General features: G+C 55.1%; 6 protein-coding genes. 4 read left to right on the forward strand and 2 right to left on the reverse strand.

Annotated elements, in window-relative coordinates; translation table 11 throughout:
* Positions 1-240 precede the first annotated feature (240 nt).
* Positions 241-2,217, reverse strand: a complete 1,977-nt coding sequence (htpG, locus tag H6G62_RS07920) for a molecular chaperone HtpG (protein WP_190493807.1) — start codon at positions 2,215-2,217, stop codon at positions 241-243.
* 527 nt (positions 2,218-2,744) lie between these two features.
* Here htpG and H6G62_RS07925 point away from each other — a divergent pair.
* The 4 genes from H6G62_RS07925 to H6G62_RS07940 all read left to right on the forward strand — a co-directional run bounded on the left by H6G62_RS07925 (position 2,745) and on the right by H6G62_RS07940 (position 11,224).
* Entirely contained in the window at positions 2,745-5,837 is a 3,093-nt protein-coding gene (locus H6G62_RS07925) for an ATP-binding protein (RefSeq protein ID WP_190493809.1), read from the forward strand.
* Complete coding sequence (locus H6G62_RS07930) at positions 5,815-8,043, forward strand: EAL domain-containing response regulator (protein ID WP_190493811.1); 2,229 nt, start codon at positions 5,815-5,817, stop codon at positions 8,041-8,043. The genes H6G62_RS07925 and H6G62_RS07930 overlap by 23 nt, the downstream gene beginning before the upstream one ends.
* 9 nt (positions 8,044-8,052) lie before the next feature.
* Complete coding sequence (locus tag H6G62_RS07935) at positions 8,053-9,033, forward strand: aldo/keto reductase (protein ID WP_199324831.1); 981 nt, start codon at positions 8,053-8,055, stop codon at positions 9,031-9,033.
* 427 nt (positions 9,034-9,460) lie between these two features.
* Positions 9,461-11,224, forward strand: coding sequence for an ABC transporter substrate binding protein (locus H6G62_RS07940; protein ID WP_190493821.1), 1,764 nt, complete (start codon positions 9,461-9,463; stop codon positions 11,222-11,224).
* Positions 11,225-11,255: 31 nt separating this feature from the next.
* On the opposite strand, the gene H6G62_RS07945 is transcribed toward H6G62_RS07940, so the two are convergent.
* Positions 11,256-11,936: an N-acetylmannosamine-6-phosphate 2-epimerase gene (locus H6G62_RS07945; RefSeq protein ID WP_347239309.1), complete on the reverse strand. Its 681-nt coding sequence runs from the start codon at positions 11,934-11,936 to the stop codon at positions 11,256-11,258.
* Between the last annotated feature and the right edge of the window lie 211 nt (positions 11,937-12,147).

A 12,147-nucleotide genomic window follows, 5' to 3' on the forward strand; every position in this document is an offset into this window, starting at 1 on the left:
AAGCCAGGGCCTTGAGGTGCCGCAGATCCCGACGATGGCTATATTGACGCAGCAAGGACAGCACTTGATCATAGAGACAGGTGGTGGCTGGCATGGCAAAGACCCTGAGATATGCAATTCCAGCGTCTCATGTCACCTCACCTTTTCCCCCTCGCAGCACGAGGTTTCAAGCCTTTCACCCACTTCTGTCAGGCAGTCAGGTCTTGAAGACCCCTGGGTTCTGTGCATTACCGTTAACGTTTAGCGCTCGGTGAGTTTGGTGAGCAGGGTGTTCGACCGCTCCACGAAGGTTTTCATGCCCTCGGCGTCGAAGCCTTTTTGGGCCATCAGGGCGGTGTCGTAGACCTGGTTACAGATCATGTCGGCTAGGGCTCCGGCGGGGGAGGCATTGCCATCGGATCCGAGGATGGTGCTTTGGCTGAGGCCGAGTAGGTTTTGGATGAGCGGGTGGGCGGTGTTCACCATCAGTACATGGTCGTCGGGGAATTCCATCGCCTTTTGCTGAATTAGGGCGCTGATTTCCTGCATTCGACGGGCTTCTTCGGGCAAGAGCACCATGGCCGGGGGCGCATTTTCACCCTTCAAGGCTTGGGGTTTGACATTGACCCTGGGTTTGTTCAGGGATTTTTCAAACATTTCCTTGATTTCATCGTCACGGGTTTTATTAGTGGCCGGATCAACAATTTCGCTTTGCTTTTCTTTGTCGATCAAGGTGTCATCGAGATCGGCATCGACACGGACAAACTTCACCTCAGAATATTCCCGCTCTAGGGTCGGTACAAAGTGGGTATCGATGAAGGAATCCATAAACAGCACTTCTAAGTCCTGTCCTTTGAATAGCTCAATGTAGGTGGCTTGAGAGACTTCATCGGTGGCGTAGAACACGCGATTTTCGTGCTTGTCCTTGTTGCGTTCTAGGTAATCCTTCAGGGTGGTGTAGAAGTTGCCGTTGGCATCGGTGGCGGGCTTGTTGTCGGCTACTTCGGCGCAGGCATCCCCTTCTTCCGTCTGGACTTCCACCTTAGCCGCTTCCTCGGTATTGCCCAATTTAGCAGTGGTACGGAAGATCAGAATGTCTTTAACTTGATCCTTGAATTTGTCGTCGTTGAGGGAGCCAAATTTAACAAAGTTACCCAAATCTTGCCAGCTAGCAATGTACTTAGCGGGGTCATCGCGATACAGAGCCTTGAGGCTATCGCCTACTTTTTTGGCAATGTAATCGGCAATGCGGCGAACGGTGCGATCCCCCTGCAAAAAGCTGCGGCTGACGTTGAGGGGAATGTCGGTGCTATCAATTACGCCGCGCAGGGGCAACAGGAATCGAGGGACAACCTCTTCGCAGTTGTCGGTGACAAAGACCTGGTTGCAGTAGAGTTTGATGCTGCTTTTGGTGATGTCGATATCGGGCTTGAGTTTGGGGAAGTAGAGGATACCGTTGACCACAAAGGGGTAATCGGTATTCAGGTGAATCCACAGCAGCGGATCTTCCTGGAAGGGATACAGATAGCGATAGAACTCTAGGTAGTCTTCATCGGTCAAACTACTGGGGGATTTTTTCCAGGGGGCTTCGTGCTTGTTAACAATTTCACCATCCAACTTAATGGGGACGGGCATGAAGTCGCAGTAGGTTTTAATGAGCTGCCGAATCCGGGCGGGTTCGAGATATTCCTCCTCGCCATCCATCAAGTGCAGGATGATGGTGGTGCCCACGGTGGTGCGATCCGAAGGGCTGAGGGAAAACTGGGTCGTTCCGTCGCAACTCCAGTGAACGGCTTCGGAACCTTCCCGGTAGGATAGGGTGTCAATTTCAACCGTGGATGCCACCATAAAGGAGGAATAGAACCCAAGGCCAAAGTGGCCAATAATCGGGTCTTCTGTGGCGCTATCTTTATACTTGGTGATAAACTCTTCGGCGCTAGAAAAGGCCACTTGGTTGATATATTGCTTCACCTCATCGGCGGTCATACCGATCCCGGTATCGGATACGCTGAGGGTTTTCTTGTCTTTATCTAGCTTGATCTCGATTTCGGGATTGCTGATGTCGCCGCTATATTCCCCAGAACGAGACACCATGGAGAGCTTTTTAATGGCATCTACGGCGTTGGAAACCAGTTCTCGCAGGAAGATCTCATGCTCGGAATAGAGCGCCTTTTTAATAATCGGAAAAATATTTTCGGTGTGGATCGTAATATTGCCCTGTTCCAGAATCGTCGTCATGGCGGTTCGGTTACTCGGTGAGGTATACATTGCTATGGGCATTTTTGACGCTGCACCCCTCCCCACACAAGCGGCGATTCCCTCCCCCGCTAGGTACGGTTGCCCCTACCCGCCACACCTCGCCTCCAGGGCTTTGACTCAGCCCAACCCCTGTCCTGCCAGAGCTTTTCCCTGCGACCCGTGGGTTAGAGTACTCCATGAAAATAACTATCCCTTTGCCATTGCTCTTGGCCCTCACCCCTGCCCCTCTCTCTGAAAGAGAGGGGTTCTCAATCTGGCTCCCCTTCGCCCTCAGGGAGAAGGGGTTGGGGGATGAGGGCCAAGACGGGACGCTTTATTCATTGGATTACGCTTATTCCTTTTCCTTATCTCGCTGAGGCCAGAAGGGTGAGTTAAGTGAGTTAAGGTTGGTTAAGTTCCTTTGCTTCCGAAAGTTTTGGCAGGGGTTGGGCATTTTAAGGCTAGTAAGATGCCAAATAGGCCGTTTACTTTCGTCACCGCCGCCTCTGTGTATCCCCGTAGATGCCATGACTGTTACCCTCGACCAGACGCTATCCTCTGATCCCAGTCGGGCCAATCTACGTAGTTGGGTCGGCCTGGGGGTACTGTTGGCCCTGGTGTTGCTGGGAAACTATTTTCGCTGGTCGCTCTTTTTCCGCATTGAGTTCCTCTTTGGCACCATTGCGGTGTGGTTGGTGCTAAATTTCTATGGCCAGACCTGGGGGGCGGTGGCGGCCATCATTGGGGCAATCTGCACCTATTTTTTGTGGAACCATCCCTACGCCATCATTATTTTTGCGACAGAGTATTTGTTTGTGACGTGGTTCTATGTGCGTCAGCAGCGCCGCAATTTGGTGTTGCTGACGGCCCTGTATTGGGTGGTGCTGGGGATGCCATTGGTGTGGCTGTTCTATGGCCAGGTGATGGGCCTAGACCCCACCCAAACCCAGATTGTGATGCTAAAGCAGGCGGTGAACGGCATTTTTAATGCCCTGCTAGCCAGTTTGTTGATTATCTATGCCCCCGTGCATCGCTGGTTGCAGCGGCCCCAATCGGCCAGTGCCCTGTCCTTGCAGCAAACGGTGTTTAACCTGTTAGTAGCAGCGGCGTTTTTCCCTACCCTGTTGCTGTTGGCCATGGATAGCCATCGGGTGGTGGAGGATATTGTGGCAGAGGAACAAATTCACCTGGGGTTGATTTCCCAGCCCTTGGCCAACCGCATTGATAGTTGGTATCAGCGCCATGTGCAGGCCACCACGGCCCTGGCAGACCTAGCAACGGTGGCCGCGACGGTGGCTCCGCTGTCGAATACGGCACAGCCTACGCTCCAGGCCCAGGCCGCGACGATTCAAGCCCTGCTAGCAGACTTTCGGCATTTGGTGGTGACGAACAGCAGTAACGACATCATTGCCCAGACGTCCACCCAGCAACCCCTCCCCAGTCCGTTGCCGATGCCCAACAGCACGGGATCTCTCCGCCGATCCCCAACCCTAACGCTGGAAAGCCTGGATGGAGACGCCTTGCAGGAGGACAGTGCCCTGCTCAGCCAGCCCATTCTCAAGCGAGGGGAACCTCAGGGCTGGGTGTGGGGCGAAATTGACCTCAACGTGCTGAGAAATATCCTGCTCGACACGGCCCAGGATATTAGCTTCCAGGCAACGCTGCTCGACCCGAATCAGCGGGTGATGGTGAGTACGGATCCAGAACGGCCCTGGGGAACGCCCCTCAGTTTGCGCCAATCGGGGGAAGCGATCCCCCTGAGCGACTCGACCTACCAACTGCTGCCCGCCCTCGGTAGCCCGGACTACCATCCGGTGTATTTGGTGCGCTGGCGCAATTCCCACTTTGTGCGAGAAACGCCCCTATCGATCCTAGAGGGGTGGACGTTGATTGTGGAATCCCCCGCTCGGCCCCATGCCAAACAGGTGCAGCAGGAGAGCAGTAAGTCCTTATTGGTGCTGATGGTGGTGACGGGGCTTGCCCTAGGCATGGCAGCGGCCCTCAGCCACGCGTTTGTCAAACCGCTGTTTGATTTGACCCAGGCCACCACCAACCTGCCCACCCAGGTGCTAGAACGCCAGACGGTTCGGTGGCCCAGCAGCCCCGTGGTGGAACTGCGATCCCTGGTGAACAACTTTCAGCAGATGGCGACTACGCTGACCCAGAAGTTCCAGGAGCTTCAGCAGGCCAAACAGCACGCCGAGGTGGCCAACCAAACCAAGAGCGAATTTTTGGCCAACATGAGCCACGAACTGCGGACGCCCCTCAACGCCATCCTGGGCTTTACAGAACTGCTGATCCGCCGCCCCGACCTTGAACCTTACCGATCTGACCTCAACGTCATCCAAAACAGCGGCAGACACCTGCTGGATCTGATCAACGACATCCTCGATCTGGCCAAAATTGAAGCGGGCCAAATGAGCCTGCGATCCACCGACTTTCACCTCGATGGCCTGCTGGATGGCATCGAAGATTTATTCCAGCCCAGAGCCGAGACAAAATCCCTCGCGTGGGTGGTGGAGCGTTCCCCCGACCTGCCGCCGATGATCAACGCCGATGAGCGCAAGCTGCGCCAAGTTTTGATTAATCTGGTCGGCAACGCCATTAAGTTCACGGATCAAGGTCAGGTGACGCTGCGGGTACAGCCCCTCTCCACCCCACCCCCCACCGAAGCACTGTGGCTCCAACTGGACATTGAGGACACTGGCCCCGGTATTGCCCCGGAGGAACTGCCCCTGCTGTTCAAAGCCTTCTCCCAAACCGAATTGGGCAAGGCCAGCCACGAGGGCACCGGGTTAGGGCTGCGAATTAGTGACCAGTTTGTGCAGTTGATGGGGGGCACCATCGCCGTCCAAAGCCGAGTTGGGGAGGGCAGCCAGTTCCGGGTAACGCTGCCTGTGCAGATTGCCGAGGAGGGATTGCAGCCCGCCCCCGCCAAGACTCGCATCCCCCTAGGGCTCGATCCCTTTTCCCCAGAGTGGCGGATCTTGATTGTGGATGACCAGCCTAGCAACCGCGCCCTGCTCAATCGCTTCCTCTCCGACCTAGGGTTCAGCGTCCGCGAAGCCAGCAACGGCCAGGAGGCCATCGACCAATGGGGCACCTGGCGACCCAACCTAATCTGGATGGATATGCGAATGCCCGTGATGGATGGCTATGCCGCCACCCGCTACATCAAGGGGCACCTGCAAGGACAGGCCACCGCCATCATTGCCCTCACCGCCAGCATTTTTGACTCCGACCGACAACTGGTGCTGGATGCCGGATGTGACGACTTTGTGCGCAAGCCCTTCCAGCAGGCGGTAATTGTGGACAAGCTCATCCAACACCTGGGGGCTGAGTTTGTCTATGCCGATCCCGAACAGGACGCCCCAGCCTCCGAAACAGCCCCCCAGCCCCTCTCAGCGGATAGCTTGGCCGATCTCCCCGCCGAGTGGCGATCCCAACTCTATCGCTATGCCACCCAGGCCGACCAATCCGCTATGCAAGCCTTGGTCGATCAACTCCCTGAAGACCGAGCCCCCCTCCGCCAAGCCCTCACGGACTGCATTGAAAACTTCCAATTTGATAAGATCATGATCCTTACCCGCAGCACCGATGAGCCTCGCCCCTCCCGCTAAGTCCACCATTTTAGTGGTAGACGACATTCCCGATAATTTGCACCTGCTCACCCGAGAACTCACTGACCACGGCTACGAAACCCGCGCCGTTCTGACCGGAGAAATGGCCCTGACCGTGGCCCAATCTGCCGCCATCGATCTGATTTTGCTGGATATTATGCTGCCGGATATGGATGGCTATGCGGTTTGCCAAGCTCTCAAGGAAAATTCCGCTACCCAAGATATTCCAGTCATTTTTGTCAGCGCCTTAGATGACCCCTTTGATAAAGTAAAAGCCTTTGACGTGGGAGGGGTAGACTACCTTTCCAAACCCGTCAAAATGGTGGAGGTGATCGCACGGATTAACACCCAACTCAGTCTTCGCCATGCCCAGCAAAAACTTCAGCTATTTAACCAGAATCTCGAAGCCCTAGTGCAGCAACGCACCCAGGAATTAGCCCAGACTAACCAAGCGTTGCAAGCCGAAATTCAGGTGCGCCAACGGGCCGAACAAGACCTCCGTCTCAGCGAAGCCCGCTATCGGTTAATTGCCAACCACATGGGAGATTTGGTTTGCCTGCACAACCAAGACGGGGATTTTCTCTACATTAGCCCCTCGGTACAGTCCTTACTGGGCTATCGCCCCGACGAATTGCAGGGCAAAAGACTTCAGGATTTCTGCCATCCCGATGATTTGCCCTGTCTACAACTGCATTTTCAAGAGTCTTTTCAGCGGGCTGAATCCATCACCAGTGCCTATCGTTTGCGCAATCAGGCTGGAGGATATGTGTGGATCGAAACCCTAGCCAAAGCCATCATGGACGAGGGCGAACCGATCACCGGAATTGTCACCAGTTCGCGAGACGTAACTCGGCGGGTCAACGTGGAGCGCAAACTGCGCTACGAAGCCCTCCACGATGCCCTCACCCACCTACCCAATCGCGACTGGTTAGCTAAGCGCCTAGAGATGGAAATTCTCCAGTGTCGTCGCCAGCTCGGTCGTCAGTTTGGCCTGTTGATGCTCGATTTGGATCGGTTTAAGGCGGTGAACGATAGTTTGGGCCATTTGATCGGCGATAAATTGCTGATTGCCGTGGCAGAACGACTGAGAGCTACCGTTCGCAAAGTGGATATGCTGTCTCGCTGGGGCGGCGATGAATTTATCATCTTTGTCGAGCAGGTCAACCACATTGATGAACTAGTCCAGGTTGCTGAAGCCATCAACCAAGCCCTAGAAAGCCCCATGGAAGTGGATGGCAAAATTATCTTTACCACCGCGAGTATTGGGGTCTTGCTGGGCGGTGCCAACTACGGCACTAGCAACGAAATTTTTCGCGATGTGGATATTGCCCTCTATCGAGCGAAGGAACAGGGGCGCAATCGCTACGAAATCTTTGGCTTGGAAATGTATCAGGAAGCGCTGTCCCTGCTGACCCTGGAAAATGAACTGCGGGAAGCCATTAAAAACGAAGCATTTGTGGTGTATTACCAGCCCATTATCGATATCAAGACCCGCACTCTGATCGGCTTTGAAGCCCTTACCCGCTGGCAACATCCCCTGCGAGGGCTGATTATGCCGGGAGGGTTTATTGACCTAGCAGAGGATAGCGGACTGATTAAACCCATTGGCAAACAAATTTTATATCAGGTCTGCCACACCATTGCTGAATGGGAACGCTTGGGCTATTTAGAGGCATGGCTTCAGATTAGTATTAATGTTTCTGGTCAGCAGTTCCGAGACCATAATTTTATCGAAACCCTTGATCATATTCTGATTGAGACGGGGGTGAAGGGAACTCGTCTGAAACTAGAAATTACCGAGCGTATTTTGCTGGAACAATCCGATAGTATTGCCCGTACTCTCGACGCGATTCACCAACGCGGCATTACCCTCAGCATTGATGACTTTGGCACCGGCTATTCCTCCCTGCGCTACCTCAGTCAATTTTCGGTGGAAACGCTCAAAATTGATCGTTCCTTTGTGATGCAACTTCAGCCAGGGAAGTCGGGCATTGTGCAGGCCATTATCGATCTGGCCCACAATTTGGAGATGGACTGCATTGCTGAGGGTGTGGAAACGGAAGACCAACTGCACCAACTGCAACGGTTGGGGTGTGAAGCCGCCCAGGGCTACCTATTTGCCAAACCCATGCCCCCCGATCAGGCCGTACAATATCTGCAATCGGCCCCACCAACCTTGGAAACCCTGCTGTCTCAACTGTCTTAACCCATGGCCCTGTCCTCCCGTTCCCGTCTCTCCTTGCCTACGATGGGCTGCGGCACCTGGGCCTGGGGCAACCGCCTGCTGTGGGGCTACGACCCCGCCATGGACAACGAATTGAAGCGGGTGTTTAATGCCTGCGTGGCCCAGGGTGTCACCCTGTTCGACAGCGGTGATTCCTACGGCACAGGCCGCCTCAACGGACGCAGCGAAACCCTACTAGGCCAGTTTGCCAGCGCCTACCAGGGGCCAAACCAAGATCAGATTTGCCTTGCCACCAAACTCGCGGCCTATCCCTGGCGCATCACTCGCCAATCGGTTGTCCAGGCCGGAGATGCCTCAGCCCAGCGCCTCGGACGCCCCATCGACCTAGCCCAAATGCATTGGTCTACCGCCAACTATGCCCCCTGGCAGGAGGGGCCGTTTTTGGATGGCCTGATGGATCTCTACGAGCAGGGGCAGATTCAGGGGGTTGGGCTGTCGAACTTTGGCCCCAAACGTCTGAAACTGGCCCACCAGCGGTTCACCGCACGGGGTATCCCCATCGCCACCCTGCAAGTGCAGTATTCCCTGCTCTCCACCTACCCGGTCACGGAACTGGGCCTAAAGGATCTCTGTGATGACCTGGGGATTCGCCTGATTGCCTACAGCCCCCTGGCCCTGGGCCTGCTAACCGGGAAATACTCCCCCCAGGGGCCATTCCCCAAGGGCGTGCGGGGGCTGCTGTTTCGCCAACTGCTGCCCAAAATTCAGCCCCTTTTGCACACCCTGGCGGACATTGCCGATCAGCGCCAAAAAACCTCCGCCCAGGTGGCCCTCAACTGGTGCATCGCCAAGGGTACCATCCCCATTCCTGGGGCCAAGTCCCTCACCCAGGCCGAACAAAATCTCGGTGCCCTCGGCTGGTCGTTAGACAGCGGCGAAGTAGACGCCCTCGACCAAGCCAGCCGCCGCAGCGACAAACAAATGGTGCAAAACATCTTCCAATCCCGTTGATTCGATGGATTGACAACGTTTTCAAGTGCTACAACCGACTCAGTAAACCCATCTAAAATACATCTACTTGTTTAATCAAGGCTCGGAAAGTCGTTTAGGTCAGGAAAGTGCAGTAGCCTGGTGTGTTCAACTTTGACAAAACCATTTTCGCGATTAGGATCACATAAGTGTCAATGATGAGATATTGGGTCAATGTAACGTTAGTGATAGATTGAGTGACTCCCCCTTGGTGCTTATTCTAGGGGCTAACCATGCTTAGGGTAATTAGCTCAATGGGGCGAATAAAATCAGGGTCAGGGATCTACAAGATGCCCTATTGCCCTCGCTAAAAGCCTAGGTTATTCGGAAGTTTTCATCTTTAAGTTTTCATGGGGTCTCCGTTGAAATTTTGCTATCGATAGCTTAATTATCGTTTCATATTAACGTCATGGCTCGAAAGTGCATCTACTACATTCTTCTGTTCTGTATTGGGTTAGCCTGCTGGTCAATGTTGGCACACCCCAGCCTAGGTCAAGACTCGGATGCGGCACGGGTTCTTTTCATCAACTCCTACCATCGAGGCTATTCCTGGAGTGATGGCATTGAGGCTGGGCTGAGCCAGCGGTTAGCCGAATCGAAGCAGCCCGTTGAACTATCCATCGAGTTCTTGGATAGCCGCCGCTTTGCCTACGGTCAGCAGAGAGATTTTTTAGCCCAGGCCATGGCGGTTAAGTACGATCAGTATCGCCCTGATGTGGTGGTGGTTTCCGACAATGCCGCCTTCGATTTTGCGATGCAATATCGCCAGAAGCTATTTGCCGATATCCCCATTGTGTTCTGCGGCTACAACAACTTTCGTCCCGAAGTTTTGCAAGGCATTACCAATATAACGGGGGTGAATGAAGAAATTGCCATCATGGATACGGTGGAGATGGCCCTCCAGATTCATCCTAGAACGAGAACCCTTGCCTTCATTGTGTCTACGGGGGAAGAAAGCAGTCAACGCATTAAAGACGTAGCGGAGGAGACGATTTTCCCGGCCCTGCGCCAGCGGTTTGAGGTGGTCGTACTGGCGGATGCCCCCATCGAGGAAATCCAAACTCGACTGGCGGATCTGCCTGCTAATACCTTACTTTTCTTGAGCGGCCAAACCAGCACCCAGGGCGATGGCCGTGCCCTTACCCCCACCGAAAACGGACGTTTAATTACAGGGGTCAGTCCCTTTCCGGCCTACACCTTTTGGGATTTCCACATGGGCGAAGGGGCCATCGGTGGGCACATTATCACTGGCCCTGAGCAGGGCATCGCGGCGGCGGATTTGGTCTTGCGCATTTTGGCTGGAGAATCTGCGGATGACATTCCGGTGATCATGACCAGCCCCACCCGCAATATTTTCGACTATCGGGTGATGCGCAAATTTGGTGTGCGGCCTAGCAGTTTGCCCGCTGGGGCTGACATTATCCATCAACCTTTTCTGGTGTGGGAGAACTACCGTTGGCAGGTGATCGGCACGATCTCGTTGGTTGTGCTGCAAGCCCTATTGATTGCCCTACTGCTGAAGATTGCCCGCGAGCGCCGCCTTGCCCTACGTGCCCTCGGTAAAGAACAAGCCCGCCTAGAGGAACGGGTGGAAGAACGCACCATCGCCCTGCAAATGGCCAATCGGCAATTAGCCCATCTCAGCCGCACCGATGCCCTGACAGAACTGGCCAATCGGCGTTATTTTGATGAAACGCTGATGATGGAATTTCTGCGGATGCAGCGCTGTCACCATCCTCTGTCGCTGATTCTGCTCGATGTCGATCATTTCAAACCCTTTAACGACCACTATGGCCATGTGATAGGCGATGACTGCCTCCGTCGCATTGGCACCGAAATCGGCCACATGGTGCGCCACCCGCCCGACTTGGCCGCTCGCTATGGGGGCGAAGAATTTGCCCTGATTTTGCCCGAAACCGACCTGGCTGGGGCCAAAGCTTTGGCCGAACGCCTGCGCCGCCGGGTGGAAGAACTGGCCATTCCCCACCAGTTCTCCAGAACCCAGCCCTACGTCACCGTTAGCCTAGGGGTCGTTATGGTAATGGCCCAGGATGTGCCCCACGCCGAGGACGTGATTCGGCTGGCCGATCAGGCGCTCTACCAAGCCAAACTCCAGGGCCGCAACCGCACCATCATCCAAGCCATCTCTCTGCCCCTGACTCCCCATTCCTAAGCTCTCTGCATCCTGCCCCGCCCCCTCGGATCTACGGTTTGAGGGCGATGACGTACTGGTTCACCAGGCTATCGATTCCGGTAATGGCGGTGCCCACCACCACGGCGTAGGCTCCGGCTTCTAGGGCGGCGTGGGCCATGTCCGGCGAGGCAATCCCCCCTTCGCAGATCACGGGTACGGTGCAGTGGTCTACCATAGCCCGCAGCAAATCCAGGCTAGGGGGTATTTCCGTTTGGGTGGCCTCGGTGTAGCCAAACAGGGTAGTCCCCACGCAGTCGGCCCCGGCCTCGATGGCGTATAGGGCATTTTCCAGACTATCCACATCGGCCATCACGGGTTTATTAAGGCGGCGGTGGATATAGTGAATCAAATCGGCTAGGGTTTCTGCGCCAGGGCGAGGGCGCTGGGTGGCATCCACCGCAATGATGTCGCTGCCTGCCTGGGCCACGGCATCGGCATGGTGGGTCTGGGGGGTGATATACACCGCCGAGGGCGGCAACACCTGTTTCCATAGGCCAATGATGGGCTGACTCACCCGCCGCCGCACCGCTTCAATGTGGCTGGGGGAATCTATCCGCACACCCACAGCCCCCTGTTGCACCGCCGCCGCCGCCATGGCCGCAATCACCTCAGGATGATGCAACGGCGACGCCGCCGGAGCCTGACAAGACACCACTAACCCACCCCGCAGGGCTTGTAAACTCACATTCACGCGATAGACTCCCTGTGGCTACTCTCTATTGCTAACGTGGCTAAAATGTTGTCGAAATAGAATTACCACTGTAAAACAACCCTGCCACCTGTTACCCCATCGGCTAGGGTTAGATGATAATCTTGCGGGTCATGACAGGGGTTACCACTCATTTGCCCCTGGTTGACTGACAAAACGTACTAGAACCCATACCTATCAAAGGGTCAGGAGA

The sequence above is a fragment of the Phormidium sp. FACHB-1136 genome (genome assembly GCF_014697375.1).
Classification (GTDB): domain Bacteria; phylum Cyanobacteriota; class Cyanobacteriia; order Phormidesmidales; family Phormidesmidaceae; genus Nodosilinea.

Excerpts from the sequence above, each read along its gene's own strand:
- htpG (WP_190493807.1), bottom strand. The coding sequence starts at position 2,217 with ATGACGACGATTCTGGAACAGGGCAATATTACGATCCACACCGAAAAT.
- H6G62_RS07930 (WP_190493811.1), top strand. The coding sequence starts at position 5,815 with ATGAGCCTCGCCCCTCCCGCTAAGTCCACCATTTTAGTGGTAGACGAC.
- H6G62_RS07940 (WP_190493821.1), top strand. The coding sequence starts at position 9,461 with ATGGCTCGAAAGTGCATCTACTACATTCTTCTGTTCTGTATTGGGTTA.
- H6G62_RS07925 (WP_190493809.1), top strand. The coding sequence starts at position 2,745 with ATGACTGTTACCCTCGACCAGACGCTATCCTCTGATCCCAGTCGGGCC.